18 protein-coding genes and 1 riboswitch are annotated in these 15,393 nt (G+C 66.9%); of the genes, 1 reads left to right on the forward strand and 17 read right to left on the reverse strand.

Annotation, left to right across the window (positions count from 1 at the left end; genetic code table 11):
- Positions 1–91 precede the first annotated feature (91 nt).
- From ABRP34_RS04970 to ABRP34_RS05045, 16 genes are all read right to left on the reverse strand, one after another.
- Positions 92–1,018 (reverse strand): tyrosine recombinase XerC, encoded by a 927-nt coding sequence (locus tag ABRP34_RS04970; protein WP_353712464.1) that lies wholly within the window; start codon positions 1,016–1,018, stop codon positions 92–94.
- Positions 1,019–1,124: 106 nt separating this feature from the next.
- Positions 1,125–2,309 carry a DNA-processing protein DprA gene (dprA, locus tag ABRP34_RS04975; RefSeq protein WP_353712465.1) on the reverse strand — a complete coding sequence of 395 codons (1,185 nt, stop codon included), beginning with the start codon at positions 2,307–2,309 and terminating at the stop codon, positions 1,125–1,127.
- Positions 2,310–2,320: 11 nt separating this feature from the next.
- Positions 2,321–3,865 (reverse strand): YifB family Mg chelatase-like AAA ATPase, encoded by a 1,545-nt coding sequence (locus tag ABRP34_RS04980; protein ID WP_353712466.1) that lies wholly within the window; start codon positions 3,863–3,865, stop codon positions 2,321–2,323.
- On the reverse strand, positions 3,865–4,221 hold the full coding sequence (locus tag ABRP34_RS04985; RefSeq protein ID WP_003806070.1) for a YraN family protein: 357 nt from the start codon (positions 4,219–4,221) through the stop codon (positions 3,865–3,867). Before ABRP34_RS04985 ends, ABRP34_RS04980 begins: the two co-directional genes overlap by 1 nt.
- Before the next feature lie 168 nt (positions 4,222–4,389).
- Positions 4,390–4,716, reverse strand: a complete 327-nt coding sequence (locus tag ABRP34_RS04990; RefSeq protein WP_003806068.1) for a DUF2469 domain-containing protein — start codon at positions 4,714–4,716, stop codon at positions 4,390–4,392.
- A 54-nt stretch (positions 4,717–4,770) separates the two neighbouring features.
- Positions 4,771–5,442 carry a ribonuclease HII gene (locus tag ABRP34_RS04995; RefSeq protein WP_003806067.1) on the reverse strand — a complete coding sequence of 224 codons (672 nt, stop codon included), beginning with the start codon at positions 5,440–5,442 and terminating at the stop codon, positions 4,771–4,773.
- A 2-nt stretch (positions 5,443–5,444) separates the two neighbouring features.
- Positions 5,445–6,275 (reverse strand): signal peptidase I, encoded by an 831-nt coding sequence (gene lepB, locus ABRP34_RS05000; protein ID WP_003806066.1) that lies wholly within the window; start codon positions 6,273–6,275, stop codon positions 5,445–5,447.
- Positions 6,276–6,956, reverse strand: coding sequence for a signal peptidase I (gene lepB, locus ABRP34_RS05005; protein WP_003806065.1), 681 nt, complete (start codon positions 6,954–6,956; stop codon positions 6,276–6,278).
- Positions 6,957–7,039: 83 nt separating this feature from the next.
- Positions 7,040–7,399 (reverse strand): 50S ribosomal protein L19, encoded by a 360-nt coding sequence (gene rplS / locus ABRP34_RS05010; RefSeq protein ID WP_003806064.1) that lies wholly within the window; start codon positions 7,397–7,399, stop codon positions 7,040–7,042.
- A gap of 228 nt (positions 7,400–7,627) precedes the next feature.
- Entirely contained in the window at positions 7,628–8,422 is a 795-nt protein-coding gene (trmD, locus tag ABRP34_RS05015) for a tRNA (guanosine(37)-N1)-methyltransferase TrmD (protein WP_003806063.1), read from the reverse strand.
- Positions 8,423–9,004: a ribosome maturation factor RimM gene (rimM, locus tag ABRP34_RS05020; RefSeq protein WP_353712467.1), complete on the reverse strand. Its 582-nt coding sequence runs from the start codon at positions 9,002–9,004 to the stop codon at positions 8,423–8,425. It lies immediately after the preceding gene.
- A 129-nt stretch (positions 9,005–9,133) separates the two neighbouring features.
- Positions 9,134–9,376 (reverse strand): RNA-binding protein, encoded by a 243-nt coding sequence (locus ABRP34_RS05025; protein ID WP_003806061.1) that lies wholly within the window; start codon positions 9,374–9,376, stop codon positions 9,134–9,136.
- Position 9,377: 1 nt separating this feature from the next.
- Positions 9,378–9,791 carry a 30S ribosomal protein S16 gene (gene rpsP / locus ABRP34_RS05030; RefSeq protein WP_003806059.1) on the reverse strand — a complete coding sequence of 138 codons (414 nt, stop codon included), beginning with the start codon at positions 9,789–9,791 and terminating at the stop codon, positions 9,378–9,380.
- A 193-nt stretch (positions 9,792–9,984) separates the two neighbouring features.
- A complete protein-coding gene (locus tag ABRP34_RS05035) occupies positions 9,985–10,419 on the reverse strand; it encodes a hypothetical protein (RefSeq protein ID WP_353712468.1) in 435 nt (144 codons plus the stop codon).
- 94 nt (positions 10,420–10,513) lie between these two features.
- Entirely contained in the window at positions 10,514–11,389 is an 876-nt protein-coding gene (locus ABRP34_RS05040; RefSeq protein ID WP_003806056.1) for a VOC family protein, read from the reverse strand.
- A 79-nt stretch (positions 11,390–11,468) separates the two neighbouring features.
- Positions 11,469–12,551 (reverse strand): amidohydrolase family protein, encoded by a 1,083-nt coding sequence (locus ABRP34_RS05045; protein ID WP_353712469.1) that lies wholly within the window; start codon positions 12,549–12,551, stop codon positions 11,469–11,471.
- 35 nt (positions 12,552–12,586) lie between these two features.
- Positions 12,587–12,694: riboswitch (TPP riboswitch) on the forward strand.
- On the opposite strand from ABRP34_RS05045, the gene thiC reads away from it, so the two are divergent.
- Positions 12,690–14,549, forward strand: coding sequence for a phosphomethylpyrimidine synthase ThiC (gene thiC, locus ABRP34_RS05050; RefSeq protein ID WP_353712470.1), 1,860 nt, complete (start codon positions 12,690–12,692; stop codon positions 14,547–14,549). (Overlaps the previous riboswitch by 5 nt.)
- Positions 14,550–14,622: 73 nt before the next feature.
- On the opposite strand, the gene ABRP34_RS05055 is transcribed toward thiC, so the two are convergent.
- Positions 14,623–15,357: an alpha/beta hydrolase gene (locus ABRP34_RS05055; RefSeq protein ID WP_353712471.1), complete on the reverse strand. Its 735-nt coding sequence runs from the start codon at positions 15,355–15,357 to the stop codon at positions 14,623–14,625.
- Positions 15,358–15,393 lie beyond the last annotated feature (36 nt).

Consider the following 15,393-nt stretch of genomic DNA (forward strand, 5'->3'; position numbering starts at 1 on the left):
AGTTGCCGAACTTGGATCTTATTGTGCCGTACGCAATCTAATTACGCCAGTGCAATTCGGCGTGGTGTAGAAGACGCGCCGGGGAAAGGGCCTACGCCCGCGGGTGCGCCTGCTGGTAGCTCTTGCGCAGGCGGTCCACGGATACGTGGGTATAGATCTGGGTGGTGGCGAGGCTGCTGTGGCCGAGTATTTCCTGGACCGCACGAAGGTCTGCGCCGCCGTCCAGCAGATGCGTGGCGGCGGTGTGCCGCAGGGAGTGCGGGCCTGTGGCGGACGTATCACCCAGCGCTTCGAACAGTCCCTTCACCACACTGCGGACCTGCCGCTGGTCCACGCGGCGGCCGCGCGCACCGAGGAACAGGGCCGGCCCGCTGTCCGCGGCGGCGAGCTTTCCCCGTCCGCGGCGCAGCCAGTCGTCGACGGCGAGCGCAGCCGGGAGCCCGTAGGGCACTGTCCGTTCCTTGTTGCCTTTGCCGAGCACGCGCAGGGTCCTGCGGTCCGGATCGAGGTCGTCCACGTCCAGGCCCGCCAGCTCGCCGACGCGCACGCCGGTGGCGTAGAGCAGCTCAACCATGGCCCGGTTGCGCAGGGCCATGGGATCACCGTCTTTGGCCGCCTCGTTGAGGTCGGCTAGCAGCCGGGCGAGCTGCTGCTGCTGCAACACCCCGGGCAGGGAACCATCCCGTTTGGGGGCCTGCAGGCGCAGGGATGGATCTGTTTCGATCAGTTCTTCCCGCAGCGCCCACGAGGTGAAGGTCCGCGCTGTGGCGGCGCGGCGGGCAAGTGTGGAACGCGAAGCGCCGGCCTCACTCTGGCTGCCGAGCCAGCGGCGGAGGGTGCCCAGTTCCAGCCCGGCAGGATCGGTGATTCCTTCACCGGCCGCGTAGGCCAGCAGGCTGGAGAGGTCGGACAGGTATGCGCGCACCGTGTGTTCGGACCGGGCCCGCTCACCCGTCAGGTACCGTTCGAACCCCGTGACTGCCCTGGCGAGGCCGGCCGGCAGTTCCTTTTTCTCCACTCCCCCACTGTCCCAGCATTTGTTCCGGAATCAAGGAACGGCACGGCCAATCGGGGGAACTGCACGGTGAGCCGCCCGGCGAGGGGGACGTCGCCGGGCGGCAGCTCTATGTTGATTGCCTGGTGCGCTTCCAGCCTCCCTTTTCGGATGCTGCCAGTCCCAGCAGGGCCAGCCTGCCAAGCCCTGCGCGCACCGAGTCGGCGCCCAGGCCGGCAACGGTGCAGAGTTTTTCGACGGAACTGGCGGACCGCAAGGGAAGGGCGTCCAGCAGGATCAGGTCCTCAAGTGTCAGGCCGTCATGGTCAGCGGGCCGTCCGCTCTTTTCGTCGGCCAGCGACTGGCCGCTGGGCGACGCCAGCTCGGCGATCTCCCCCGCATCAGTGACGCAGACAGCACCGCCGTCGCGCAGGAGCCGGTGGCAGCCGGCCGAGTTGGCGCTGTGCACGGAACCGGGAACGGCTCCGACCGCACGGCCCAGGGTTTCCGCGTGATGGGCGGTATTCAGGGCTCCGGACCGCCACCGGGCCTCCACCACCACCGTGACGGAGGCGAGGGCAGCGATCAGCCGGTTCCGCTGAAGGAACCGGTACCGGGTGGGGGCAGATCCGGGCGGAACCTCGGCAAGCACGGCACCCTGGTTGGCTACGGCGCGCAAGAGGTCCTCGTTCCCGGACGGGTAGAAGCGGTCCACGCCGCCTGCCATGACGGCGATGGTCGGCATGGCCCCGGAGCCCCCTGCCAGGGCTGCCCGGTGCGCGTGGGCATCAATCCCGTACGCGCCGCCGGACACCACTGTGAATCCCCGCTGGGCAAGCGAGTAGGCAAGGTCCCCGGTGACTGACGCGCCATAGCTGGTGCTGTCCCGCGAGCCCACCAGGGCCACCGCCCTGGCCGCCGGGGGAAGTTCGAGTTCAAGGCCCCGCCACCAAAGGCAGATCGGCTGGTGCAGGCCAAGGTCGTCCAGTTGCCGCGGCCACAGCCCGTCCGTGGGGACGAGAACGCGGCCGCCCAGGCGATGCATCGTGGCCAGGTCGCGCTCCGGGGCAAGGTCGGGGATTCTCGGTGCCCAGCGCTTCAGCGCGGCACCGAGGCCGGCCCAGGAATTCACCGAGCTGTGATCTGCCAGCAGCCCGGTGATGTCCTGTTCCAGCCCCGGCCCGTAGCTGACCTGGCCGGTGGCTATCCTCAGGGCGTCTTCAGCCCCGGCAACGTGCACCAGGGCCAGGCCCGCGACGTCCTGTGGCTCCATCAGCCTCGACAGGGCGGCGCGGGCAATTCTCTCGTTGTGCATGCGGGTTCCTTTCACGCTGCAGCCGAGGCGGTCTGGCGGAGGCTCAGGGCCTGTCCGATGTCGTTCCCGTCCGGCTGCTCCCGGCCACCAAGGTCGGCCAGAGTCCAGGCGAGGCGGAGGACGCGGTCATAGCCCCTGGCTGTGAGCACGCCCCGTTCCAGTGCATGGTCCAGGATCCGGGTGGTGGCGGCCGCCAGTTTCAGCTCGCTGCGCAGGATGCGCCCGGGCACCTGGGAATTCGTTTCCATGCCCCAGAGCTGCAGCCGCTGCAGCTGGCGGGCCCGGGCAGCCAGGACGCGGGCACCGACTGTTGCGCTGTCCTCCGCTCCCCCGGACTGGCCAAAGTCCGCCAGTGACACGCGGTCCACCTGCAGCTGGATGTCCACACGGTCCAGGAGCGGCCCGGACATGCGCGACATGTAGCGGCGGCGCATGAAGGGGGTGCAGGTGCATTCAATGCCCTTCCCCGAGGCCTTGCCGCACGGACACGGATTGGCTGCCAGCACCAACTGGAACCGCGCGGGGTAGGCCGCTGCACCGGCGGACCGGTGGATGACCAGCTCGCCACTCTCAAGAGGCTGCCTGAGTGCATCCAGGACCCTGCGTTCGTATTCGGGCGCCTCGTCAAGGAACAGGATTCCGCGATGCGCCCGCGATGCGGCACCGGGACGCGGCAACCCCGACCCGCCTCCGATGATCGCGGCGGCCGTGGCGGTGTGGTGGGGATTCTCAAAGGGCGGCCGCCGGACCAGCTGCACGCCGGATGCGGGAAGCTGGCACAGGGAATGGATGGCCGTCACCTCCATCGCCTCGGTGTCCCGCAGATCGGGCAGAAGGCCGGGAAGCCGCTCGGCCAGCATGGTCTTGCCGGCGCCGGGCGGGCCGGTCAGCAGCAGGTGGTGGGCACCAGCGGCCGCTACCTCCAGGGCACGGCGTGCCTCTGCCTGGCCCGAGACGTCGCACATGTCCGGGACGGGCGCGTCCACGGAGACAGGTTCATTCCCGGCGGGTTCGTCCTCGGGTGCGAAGTCAAGGACAAGTTCCTGCGGGTCAGCGCCAAAATCGAACACCAGCCGTGCCAGGGTCCGGTAGCCTCGGACCCTGGCACCGGGGACGAGTTCGGCCTCTGCGGCATTCGCCTGGGCAACCACGATGTCCTGGAACCCCGCCTGCACCGCGGACATCACGGCCGGAAGTATGCCGCGGACAGGCCGGAGGCGTCCGTCCAGCCCCAGCTCGGCGATGAAGACCGTGCGGCCGGTGGGCCTGATGTCCTCCGCAGCCCGCAGCACCGACATTGCGATGGCAAGGTCGAAGCCGGAACCGCGCTTGGGCAGGGACGCGGGAATGAGGTTGGCGGTGATCTTCCGCCTGCTCAGTGGAATACCGGAGTTCTGCGCCGCCGAGCGGATGCGGTCCCTGGCTTCGTTAAGGGACGCGTCCGGGAGGCCGAGAAGCACAAAGGCGGGCAGCGTCTGGCCGATGTCGGCCTCGACCTCCACGATGTAGCCGTTGAGGCCGACGAGGGCCACTGAATAGGCTCGTCCCAGCGCCATCACAGCACCTCCTTGAGGTGCTCAACGGTGGGTTTGCGAACGCCGTCGTCCAGCACGGCGATGACGTCCACACGGCGCAGGGGTAAGTGCAGTCCGTGGTCCCGGCACCAGGCCGAACCCAGGCGGTGCAGCCGGGCGAGCTTGTCTGCGCCCACCGCCTCGAACGGGTGACCGTAGGCGAGCGAACGCCGCGTCTTCACCTCGGCAATGACGAGGGAATCACCGTCCAGGGCGACGATGTCGATTTCGCCGTCCGGGCAACGCCAGTTGCGCTCCACGATCAGCATCCCCAGCGATTCCAGGTATTCCGCCGCGAGCTCTTCCCCGCGGCGGCCCAGCAAGTCCTTGGCTTTCATGTCCACCTCCGCAACAAGACTGCGGCGGCGGACTCACCCGGAACAGGGCACGGTCACGCTATGTGGGAAAACCCGTGGGTCACAGGAAAAGGAGCCCGCAAACAGCGGCTGTGGAGGAACAGTGACGCCCCGGGGAAGGCGCTGGAGAAACGCCGAAAAGCAATAACCTCAGTTGCCGAGGTCGACGTCCTTGGGCAGCGCGAGCTCCTCGTTGCGGGGCAGTTCCTCGACGTTGACGTCCTTGAACGTGATGACCCGGACGCTCTTCACGAACCGCGCCGAACGGTAGACGTCCCAGACCCAGGCATCCTGGAGCGTGAGATCGAAGTAGACCTCACCATCGGCGCTGCGCGCCTGGAGGTCCACGTGGTTGGCGAGGTAGAAGCGCCGCTCGGTCTCGACCACGTAGCTGAACAGACCCACGACGTCGCGGTACTCCCGGTAGAGCTGGAGCTCCATATCGGTTTCATAGTTCTCAAGGTCTTCGGCACTCATGGTTCCATCTTGCACCATGCGGGCGGGAACCAGCGCACCGCACGACGCAGCGCACTATTCCGTCAGCAGGTTCCAGCTGACCCGGTGGTAGGGGCTCGGGCCGCGGGTGCGGATCGCTTCCCGGTGCAATGCCGTGCCGTAGCCCTTGTTGACGTCCCAGCCGAAGTCCGGGTACTCGAGGTGGAGCTGCTGCATGTGCTGGTCACGCTCGACCTTGGCCAGGACACTGGCGGCGGCGACGCTGAGGCACTGCATGTCGGCCTTGACCAGGGTGTGGACGGGCGCGTCACAGCCCGGGTCGGCGATGACCTCGTCAAACAGGGAAGGCTGGACGGCGGGTGAGAGCCAGTTGTGGCTCCCGTCCAGCAGGACGACGTCGGGCGTGATGCCGGCACCGAGGATCTCGAACCAGGCCCTGTTTCCGGCGGCGCGGAGGGCACCCATGATGCCGAGTTCATCGATTTCGCGCGCACTGGCATGTCCCACGGCGGAGGCGACGCTCCAGGCCCGCACCAGCGGGTCAAGCCGTTCCCGGTCTGCTGCCTTGAGCAGCTTGCTGTCCCGGACATCTGCGAGCAGCTGCATGTTCTGCAGGTCCACGACGGCGATTCCCACGCTCACCGGCCCCGCGAGGGCACCGCGGCCTACCTCGTCGACGCCGGCCAGAAACCGCGCCCCGCGGGGAAGGAAGCGCTTCTCGTAGTCAAGGGTGGGTGCAACGGACATGGCTAACCTGCCGACGGCACATTCTTGAAGACATCCGGGTAATTGTCCAGGCCCGCCCAGCGGTTCATCGGCCAGGCGATGACCGCCGCCTTGCCTTCGATGTCGGCGATGTCCACGAAGCCTCCGTTCGTGTCGGTGTGGGCACGGGAGTCCGCCGAGTGGTTGCGGTTGTCACCCATCACCCAGACTTTGCCCTGCGGCACGACGACGTCGAAGGTTCGCACTGCCGGAACTTCGGCCGGATTGACGTATGTCTCGTCCAGCGCCGCACCGTTGACGGTAATCTTGCCGCCGGCGTCACAGCAGATGACGTGGTCCCCGGGGAGCCCAATGACACGCTTGACCAAGTGCTGCTCGGAGTTGTCCGGCAGCAGGCCCACGAAGGTCAGCCCGTCCTCCACAACGCTGAACGGGCCGTCGGCCTTTTGCGGGGTGGGCGGCAGCCAGCCCTTGGTGTCCTTGAAGACCACCACGTCGCCGCGCTCCAGGGCGAACGGCTCCGGCACAAGGAGGTTCACGAAGATGCGGTCGTTGATGTCCAGCGTGTTCACCATCGACTCGGACGGAATATAGAAAGCCCGGAACAGGAAGGTTTTGATGAGGAAGGACAGCACGACGGCGATCACCACCACCGTGGCGATCTCCTTCAGCCACAGCAGGAACGGATTGCGGGCACGGGCTTTTTCCTGACGGCGCGGGCCGGCGGGAGCAGGTGACCCGGGTCCGGTTCCGCCGGAGGCGGACACCTCCGAAACGGGCTCCTGGGCGGCATGCCGTCCCGGCCTCGCAGCAGCCTGCCGCGGTTCGGAGCTCCCGGGATCGATTTCCGGCATCTATTGTCCGTCCTTTGTTGTTGAAGTTGCCGCCAATGGCAGCCGCGCCACTGACGCAAATCTATCAAGCGGCCAGAGAATCTGTACCGGACTTCCGATCACCCTGTCCGCACGCACCATGCCGCCGCCCGGCGCCCCCAGCAGGCTGCGGGAGTCGGCCGAGACCGAGCGGTGGTCCCCGAGCAGCCACAGCCGCCCCTCTGGCACTGTCACGTCGAACTTCTGGGTGCTCGCAGCATCACCGGCATACAGGTAGGGTTCCACGAGCGGCTGACCGTTGACTGTGAGGCGTTGGCCGGCGTCGCAACAGACGACGTGGTCGCCGGGAAGCCCGATAACCCGCTTTACATATGTAGTATCACTGCCGGTCACTCCCAGCCAGTGGCCTGCCGCGGCCGCCGCTTCCTGCAGCCGACCTTCCCCGCTGTTCAGCGGGGCGAACGAACCCCGGCCGTCGAACACGACGACGTCACCGCGGCGGATCGGTTCGGACTGGAAAGCGGTGCGGGACACCAGGATCCTGTCGCCCGTGCCGAACAGCGGCTCCATCGAGGCGGACGGAATGTAATAGACGTCCAGCCACAGCGAGCGGATCAGCCCGCTGACCAGGACGGCAGCCAGTACGGCCAGCAACGCAAAACGCCAGCCCGGTCTCCCTGGCTGGCGTTTTGTCTGGTCCATAATCCGTATCCTGTGGCGCTGTTGCGGATGGCTCCGGCGTTGCCGGACACGGGTTGGGACCCGCCGTGAAAGTCGGTAAGGACTTACTTGGCGGTGCTGAAGTCGCGCTTTTCCTTGATCTTCGCAGCCTTGCCGCGCAGTGCACGCATGTAGTAAAGCTTGGCGCGGCGCACGTCACCCTTGGTGACGAGCTCGATCTTTTCGATGATCGGGGAGTGCACCGGGAAGGTACGCTCAACGCCGACGCCGAAGGAAACCTTGCGGACGGTGAAGGTTTCGCGGATGCCGTCACCCTGGCGGCCCAGGACGAAGCCCTGGAATACCTGGACACGGGAGTTCTTGCCTTCGATGATGTTCACGTGAACCTTGAGGGTGTCACCCGCGCGGAACTCGGGAACATCGGTGCGCAGCGAGGCTGCATCTACGGAATCGAGGATATGCATTGATCCACTCCTGGTGAACGCCACAGGTCATCCACTTTGGGTCACGGCAGCCAAGCCCGGATGCTTCCGGGAATCGCTGCCGAAGTGTTGAGGTCCGGTCCCGCCACCCTTTGGCGGCACCGGGGTGCCTTGCTGTTGGTTACGCTCCCCCTGTGGCAGGCGCGGACCCAGCAGACACAAGGACTAATTTTGCCACATATGGCACGAATTGGTTAATTCTGGAACGGCTCAGGCTTCGGGCCGGGGCCTCAGGTGGCCGTCGACGACGTCGTACCCCAGGTCCGCGAGGGCGGTGCGGTCCGCGCGGGGCAGCGTCCCGGCGTCGAACGCCTCGAGCAGGTCAGGGCGGCGTTCCGCCGTCCTGCGGTACTGTTCGTGCCGGCGCCACTGCGCGATCTTGCCGTGGTTGCCGCTGAGCAGGATGGCCGGGACTTCCCGGTCGCGCCAGACCGACGGTTTGGTGTAGACGGGATACTCGAGCAGGCCGTCCGAATGTGACTCCTCCACGAGGGACTCGGGGTTGCCCACCACTCCGGGGAGCAGCCGGCCGATGGCTTCCACCATGGCCAGGACGGCCACTTCCCCGCCGTTGAGGACATAGTCGCCGAGGCTGACCGGGCGGACCGTGAAGTGTTCCTCGGCCCATTCGATGACGCGCTCGTCAATGCCCTCGTACCGCCCGCAGGCGAATACCAGTTGCTCCTCCCCGGCAAGCTCGTAGGCCAGCGCCTGGTTGAAGCGCTCCCCCGCCGGGGACGGGACGATCAGCACGGGCTTTGCCGCACCGGCCGGCCGGGCAGCCGCCACGGACTCCAGGGCCTGGGCCCACGGCTCGGCCTTCATCACCATGCCGGCGCCGCCGCCGTAAGGGGTGTCGTCCACGGTGCGGTGGCGGTCGGTGGTGAAAGTGCGGAGGTCGTGCACGTTCAGGTTCAGCAGCCCATCCTGGCGGGCCTTGCCGATAAGCGACAGCTCCAGCGGTGCCAGGTACTCGGGAAAAATACTGACGACGTCGATTCTCATCTAGGCTTTGGCCTCCGGCTCAGCCTCGTCCTCGGCGGAGTCAGAGCCCCTGGTCTCAGGGTCCTCCCCGCCCTCCTCGTTGATCTCGAACAGGCCCGCCGGCGGAGTGAGCAGGACGTAACCCTCCTCGACGTTCACCTCGGGGACGATCTGTTCCACGAACGGGATGAGGATTTCCTTGCCGTCCGGCGTTTCGACGACGAGCAGGTCCTGCACGGGCATGGTGTTCAGGGCGCTGATCTTCCCTACGGCCCGGGAGCCGACCCGGGCCTCAAGGCCGACGAGCTCGTGCTCATACCAGCCCTCGTCGTCATCCTCGTCGAGTTCTTCGGTTTCGATGAACAGCTTGGCGCCGCGCAGGGTCTCGGCGCGGTTCCGGTCGGCCACCTCGTCAAAACCGAGCAGGAGGATGTCCTTGTTCCAGCGGGCACTGCGCACGGTGAGCGGCCCGGCGGAGACGGGTTCCACCACAAACTCGGTGCCGGGAACGAACCGGTCCTCCGGCGCGTCGGTGAGCACCTGGACGGTCACCTCGCCGCGGATTCCGTGGGGTTTGCCGATACGGGCCACCTGAAGCTGCATGTGTTCCTCTGTTTGGACTGCGTGTATGCGTCGTTAAGACAATTGTGGGTGCCAGGGCCCAAAGCAGTCCGGCCCCTCCACCGTTAGCTGGTGGAGGGGCCGGACTTTAAGGCAAGTGTTGCAGGCGCGTTACCGGCGGCGGTCGGTGTCGACGACGTCGACCCTGACCTGCTCGCCCTCTGCCAGCGCTGCCACGACCGTGCGCAGTGCACGCGCGGTGCGGCCCTGGCGTCCGATTACCCGTCCGAGGTCTTCCTGGTGAACGCGCACCTCGAGGGTATCCCCGCGGCGGTTGTTCTTGGCACTGACTTTGACGTCCTCAGGGGAGTCGACAATGCCGCGGACGAGGTGTTCGAGCGCTTCTGCCAGCAACTTACTCAGCCTCGGTGGTCTCTGCTTCAGCCTCGGCGGGGGCTTCCGATGCCTTGGCCTTCTTGGTGATGGCTTCCGGGATGATCACGGAACCCTTCTCGGGAGCAACGAATGCTTCCTTGTCGGCCTTGGTCTTCAGGGTGCCTTCCTGGCCCGGCAGACCCTTGAACTTCTGCCAGTCACCGGTGATCTTCAGGATCGCGGCGACCTGCTCCGACGGCTGCGCGCCGACGGACAGCCAGTACTGTGCACGCTCAGAGTCGACCTCGATGTATGAGGGCTCCTCGGTGGGGTGGTACTTGCCGATCTCTTCGATGGCACGGCCATCACGCTTGGTGCGTGAATCGGCGACAACGATGCGATAGTACGGTGCGCGCATCTTACCGAAGCGCTTAAGGCGAATCTTTACGGCCACTTTTGTGGTCACTCCTGTTTCTGAAACGGGGTTGAACCCGCGTTCTGCACCCGTGGGGCGGGCCGTACTTGGGGGTTCGAAAAGGACAGGATCCAGACGCGGAGAGAGGGGCCACGCAGATCGAGTACCTGTCTATTGTGCCAGATCGTCCGCGTTATTTCGACTTGACATGCGGACGGAGGCTTATTGCGCGCTAGGAAGACCAGACATAGAGGCCGGTCCTGCTGCCCTCGTCGACGGTGGCGGCAAGCTCTGCCAGCTGCTGGACGTAGGTCTTCGCTTCTCCCGCACCAAAGGGCATGTCATCCTCGGCGGCCCAGCGCTCGGCCACCTCATCCAGGACGTTGCCCTCACCCTCGGATTCGTAGGTGAGAAGCTCGGCCAGGGCCCGGACCATCGCCGCCGGCACGCCCAGAAGTGAATCGCTGGCCACGTCCACCATGGCCAGTTCATAGTCCGCGCCCGCGGCGTGCACCGCGGCACCGGCAAGGTCGCCGAGCTGTTCGATCTCAAAATCAGTGATGCCGGCGATCCGGATGCCGTCTCCGGCAGCGGCGCCGCCTTCCAGCGCCCCTGCCCGCTTGAGGGCGTCATTGTGGGTGGCAACAAACACTTCGGCGAAGCCCATGGATTCATTCTCATTCCGTCGGCGGTGGATGCCCCGGCGTCGGCGGTGCCGGGGCCCTTCGAATGTCAGCCTAACCCAACCGGGTCCGCCGGGCTTAGCGCACGGCCACGCGGAGGCGGTTGCGCCACGGATCCTCGAACCGGAGCTCGGAGCCGGTGTGGTGCGATTCGACTCCGGCGACTTTGAGGCGGTCGGCGAGGGCGCCGACGTCGTCCCCCGAGGGGACCTCGATGAGGACCTCGCCAAGGCCCAGGGTGTCCCGGCGCGGGCCTGCGCCCCGGCTGTTCCAGACGTTCATGGCCATGTGGTGGTGGTAGCCGCCGGCGGACACGAAGAGTGCCTGGCCGTGCCAGCCGGCCGTCTTTTCGAATCCCAGGGTGCCGACGTAGAAGTCGTGGGCGGACTGGACGTCACCCACCTGCAGGTGGACGTGCCCCACCCCCGCGCCGGTGCCGCGCTGGCCTTCCACGGACTCCTGCGTGAGGTGGTCCTGGAGGTACTTCTGCGGCGGCAGCGCCAGGCTGTCCATGACCACGTTGCTGCCGTCCCACGACCAGGCCTCACGCGGCCGGTCCCAGTAGAGTTCGATCCCGTTGCCCTCCGGATCGGTGAAGTAAAACGCCTCGCTCACCAGGTGGTCGGCGCTGCCCACGAAGGACTGCGGTTCATACTGGGCGGCGCTGGCAACGGTGGCGGCCAGCGAGGACTGGCCTTCGAACAGGAGCGCCGTGTGGAAGAGGCCGGCTTCGCCCCGGCCGGGAATGTTGAGGCCGGGCGCGGGAGCAAGGTGCACCAGCGGCGTCGCGAGGCGGCCGAGGTAGAGGCCGCCGTCCTGCTCGGCGACGACGTCGAGGCCGAGGGCGCGCTGGTAGTAATCGGTCATGAGCTTCATGTCGCCCACTTTGAGCATGACGGTGCCCATGGTGAGGTCGGCAGGAAGCAAGTCCTGGCTGCTGTCTGCTGCTGTCATTGAATACTCCCGAAATGTCCGGACCACCGGATTTCGGCGGCCTCTACATCTCTAAATTACTTGAAGCTTCAATTTATTCCTAATGCACGATCTTTCCGCGGAGCACCACATTCGTGAGGCTGCGGATGGTCTCCGGCACGGCTCGGGGGTCTTCCCGGCAGACCACCACGTCCGCGGCCGCGCCTTCCGCCAGTCCCTCGGCCCCGAGCCAGCGGCGCGCGCGCCAGCAGGCCGCGTCAAGCGCCGCTGCCGCCGGAAGCCCGGCGGCGTGAAGTTCGAGGATTTCGTCCGCGATGCGGCCGTGGCGGATCACACTGCCGGCATCTGTTCCCGCGTAGATTTCGACGCCGGCCGCGTAGGCCTCAAGGACACGCTCGCGACGGCGGGCCCACAGTGCGCGCATGTGCTCCGCATACCGCGGGAACTTCGGCTCGGCCTGGGCGGCGATGTCCGGGAAGGTGGCGATGTTGATGAGCGTCGGCACGATCGGCACCTGCTGCTCGACGAACCGCGGAATGTGCCGGGGCAGCAGGCCCGTGGCGTGCTCGATGCAATCGATGCCGGCGGCCAGCATGTCATCCAGGGTGTCCTCGCCGAAACAGTGCGCCGTGACCCTGGCCCCCTCGTCGTGGGCGGCGCGGACGGCGTCCCGCACGGCCGCGGCGGGGAACGAGGGCGTGAGGTCGCCGGCGGTCCGGTCGATCCAGTCACCCACCAGCTTGACCCAGCCGTCCCCTTCCCTCGCCTGCTTGCGCACCGCCTCCACAAGGCCCTCCGGCTCGACTTCCACCGCGAAGTTCCTCAAATACCGGCGGGACCGGGCCACATGCCGGCCCGCCCTGATGATCCGCGGCGTGTCGGACCGCTGCTGCAGCCAGCGGGTGTCGCTGACGGCCCCGGCGTCCCGGACAAGGAGCGTGCCGGCGTTGCGGTCCGTCATGGCCTGGCGGTACGCCACGTCGTCGTCCACAGGACCGCCCGGGCCCAGTCCGATGTGGCAGTGGGCGTCCGCGAACCCGGGCAGGACCCAGCCGTCCAGGACGGCGTCCGGCCGTTGGCCCGGAGGATTGAACGTCAGCTTCCCGTCCACGGCCCAGAGCCCGCGGCGTTCCTCGTCCGGAGCAGTGAGCACGGGTCCGCTGAATTCGATGATGTGAGCCATGACTCCAGCCTAAGCCGAAGCTGTGGTAGCTTCGTCTACGACCACACGGGTGCCCCTGCAGGGGCTGAGATCAGGCTGGTGCAGCCTGCGACCGTTGAACCTGTCCGGGTAATGCCGGCGAAGGAAGTGAGCAGTACATTGAGCACCCAGAAATCACAGCTGAGCCCTGCCCAAAACAATGCAGCCCAAAACAATGCAGCCCAAAACAATGCAGCCCAAAGTGAAGCCACCGGTGATGCTGCCGGCAGTGTCACGCAGTCGCTGAAATCCCATTCACTGGCGTATCTGGAGGGGGACGGCCTGCGGGTTCCGGTAACGGAAATCGCCCTGGAGCCTTCACCGAACGGTGAGCAGAACGCCCCGCTGCGGGTTTACCGCACGGCGGGTCCGGGCAGCGACCCCGTGGTGGGCCTCGCGCCGTTCCGGGCGGAATGGATTGCGGCACGGGCAGACACGGAAACGTACGAGGGACGTGAACGGAACCTGCTCGACGACGGCAAATCAGCCGTGCGCCGCGGCGCGGCTTCCGCCGAGTGGAAGGGCGCCAGGCCGGTGCCCCGCCGTGCGGCGGAAGGCAAGACCGTGACGCAGATGCATTACGCGCGGCAGGGCATCATCACCCCCGAAATGCGCTTCGTGGCCCTCCGCGAAAACTGCGATGTGGAACTGGTCCGCAGCGAACTCGCCGCCGGACAGGCCATCATCCCCACCAACATCAACCACCCGGAGTCCGAGCCGATGATCATCGGCAAGGCGTTCCTGGTGAAGATCAACGCCAACATCGGCAACTCGGCTGTCACCAGCTCCATCGCGGAGGAGGTGGACAAGCTGCAGTGGGCCACCCAGTGGGGCGCGGACACGGTCATGGACCTGTCCACGGGCGACGACATCCACACCACGCGTGAGTGGCTCATCCGCAACTCCCCCGTGCCGATCGGCACGGTGCCGATCTACCAGGCCCTGGAAAAGGTCAACGGCGAAGCGAACGCCCTCACCTGGGAAATCTTCCGCGACACCGTCATCGAACAGTGCGAACAGGGCGTGGACTACATGACCATCCACGCCGGCGTGCTGCTGCGGTACGTGCCGCTCACGGCGAACCGCGTCACCGGCATCGTTTCCCGCGGCGGGTCGATCATGGCCGGCTGGTGCCTGGCCCACCACCAGGAAAACTTCCTGTACACCCACTTTGACGAGCTGTGCGAGATCTTCGCCAAGTACGACGTCGCCTTCTCGCTGGGCGACGGTCTCCGGCCCGGCTCGACGGCGGACGCCAACGACGCCGCGCAGTTCGCCGAACTGGACACCCTGGCTGAGCTGACCCAGCGGGCCTGGGAGTACGACGTGCAGGTCATGGTGGAAGGGCCGGGGCACATCCCGTTCCACCTGGTGCGTGAGAACGTTGAGCGCCAGCAGGAGCTTTGCAAGGGTGCGCCTTTCTACACGCTGGGCCCGCTGGTCACGGACGTGGCCCCCGGCTACGACCACATCACCTCGGCGATCGGCGCCACCGAAATCGCCCGGTACGGCACGGCGATGCTGTGCTACGTCACGCCCAAGGAACACCTGGGCCTGCCGAACAAGGACGACGTAAAGACCGGCGTCATCACCTACAAGATCGCCGCCCACGCGGCCGACCTTGCCAAGGGGCACCCCGGCGCGAACGAGCGGGACGATGCACTGTCCAAGGCCCGGTTCGAGTTCCGGTGGCGCGACCAGTTCGCGCTGTCGCTGGACCCGGTGACGGCCGAGTCCTTCCACGATGAGACGCTGCCGGCTGAACCGGCCAAGACAGCGCATTTCTGTTCGATGTGCGGGCCGAAGTTCTGCTCCATGAGGATCAGCCAGGACATCCGGAACGAGTACGGCTCAGCCGAGGCTCAGGCCGCACTCGCCGAGATGGCGGAGGGCATGCGCGAGAAGAGCCAGGAATTCCTCGCTGCGGGCGGAAAGGTGTACCTGCCCGAGCTGCGGCTTCCGGAGTCAGCCCGCAACTGACGGCTCCCGGAAATCCCTGTCCGGCTGGTATTGGGGGCTGGCCGGACGGGGGTCCGTCAGGACGAAGTGTTCATCAGGACGCTTGGGGATGCTGGCGCCGGCTGACCTCGGCGATGAACGACCTGATGTAACGGTCGCCTTCCGGTGAATCGTTGGGCCGGTGCCCGCCCGCAGCGATGCGGTGCAGGGCGCCCGTCTCCTGCAGGTAGCCGGCGATTTCCTCGTACAGCGGCTCCCAGCCGCCGGTGAGAACCAGGGTGGGAACGCCCGGCACGATCTGCAGCGGTGCCTGCCACGGGGGCGCCTGCAGCCGCAGCCTGCGCGCAGCCCGCTTCGCCTCGGGGGTACTGGGCTCCGGGGTGTCCGCCGCGAAGGCGCGGCGCAAAAACTCACGTTCGTAGTCGTCGTCGCCGAGCTGGTGCCTGACCTCGAACAGCGGCTCCATCAGGGCGCGGTGCGCGGCCGTGGCGGGCAAGTCGGCGGTGAGCGACAGGCAGGCCGGTTCCACGAGCGCCAGCGAGAAGACCAGGTCCGGGCGTTCGACGGCGGCCATCATGGCGGCGATGGCGCCCTGCGAATGCGCCACCACGTGGCCCCCGGCAGCCCCGCGACCGTCGTCGGCCAGGGACCGCAGCACAATGCGGGCGTCCTCGGCGAAGTCGGTCTCCAGCGGTTCGGCCTCCGTGTCAAAGCCGTGGCGCCGCAGAAACAGGGCGTCGTACTGCAGGGCCATGCCGTGCTGGCGCGGCCACGCCGCGGAGCCGAAATTCCCGGCACCGTGGACGAACACTACCCGCTGCTTATACATGACCCAACCTTATGGCAGCGGTCTGACATCGGCGCC

The organism is Arthrobacter sp. K5, assembly GCF_040448525.1.
Classification (GTDB): domain Bacteria; phylum Actinomycetota; class Actinomycetes; order Actinomycetales; family Micrococcaceae; genus Arthrobacter; species Arthrobacter globiformis.

Excerpts from the sequence above, each read along its gene's own strand:
- ABRP34_RS05035 (WP_353712468.1), bottom strand. The coding sequence starts at position 10,419 with ATGGGCTTCGCCGAAGTGTTTGTTGCCACCCACAATGACGCCCTCAAG.
- lepB (WP_003806066.1), bottom strand. The coding sequence starts at position 6,275 with ATGCCGGAAATCGATCCCGGGAGCTCCGAACCGCGGCAGGCTGCTGCG.
- rplS (WP_003806064.1), bottom strand. The coding sequence starts at position 7,399 with ATGCATATCCTCGATTCCGTAGATGCAGCCTCGCTGCGCACCGATGTT.
- ABRP34_RS04985 (WP_003806070.1), bottom strand. The coding sequence starts at position 4,221 with ATGAAAGCCAAGGACTTGCTGGGCCGCCGCGGGGAAGAGCTCGCGGCG.
- ABRP34_RS05055 (WP_353712471.1), bottom strand. The coding sequence starts at position 15,357 with ATGTATAAGCAGCGGGTAGTGTTCGTCCACGGTGCCGGGAATTTCGGC.
- dprA (WP_353712465.1), bottom strand. The coding sequence starts at position 2,309 with ATGCACAACGAGAGAATTGCCCGCGCCGCCCTGTCGAGGCTGATGGAG.
- ABRP34_RS05040 (WP_003806056.1), bottom strand. The coding sequence starts at position 11,389 with ATGACAGCAGCAGACAGCAGCCAGGACTTGCTTCCTGCCGACCTCACC.
- ABRP34_RS05045 (WP_353712469.1), bottom strand. The coding sequence starts at position 12,551 with ATGGCTCACATCATCGAATTCAGCGGACCCGTGCTCACTGCTCCGGAC.
- ABRP34_RS04980 (WP_353712466.1), bottom strand. The coding sequence starts at position 3,865 with ATGGCGCTGGGACGAGCCTATTCAGTGGCCCTCGTCGGCCTCAACGGC.
- ABRP34_RS04995 (WP_003806067.1), bottom strand. The coding sequence starts at position 5,442 with ATGTCCGTTGCACCCACCCTTGACTACGAGAAGCGCTTCCTTCCCCGC.
- trmD (WP_003806063.1), bottom strand. The coding sequence starts at position 8,422 with ATGAGAATCGACGTCGTCAGTATTTTTCCCGAGTACCTGGCACCGCTG.
- rimM (WP_353712467.1), bottom strand. The coding sequence starts at position 9,004 with ATGCAGCTTCAGGTGGCCCGTATCGGCAAACCCCACGGAATCCGCGGC.
- lepB (WP_003806065.1), bottom strand. The coding sequence starts at position 6,956 with ATGGACCAGACAAAACGCCAGCCAGGGAGACCGGGCTGGCGTTTTGCG.
- ABRP34_RS04990 (WP_003806068.1), bottom strand. The coding sequence starts at position 4,716 with ATGAGTGCCGAAGACCTTGAGAACTATGAAACCGATATGGAGCTCCAG.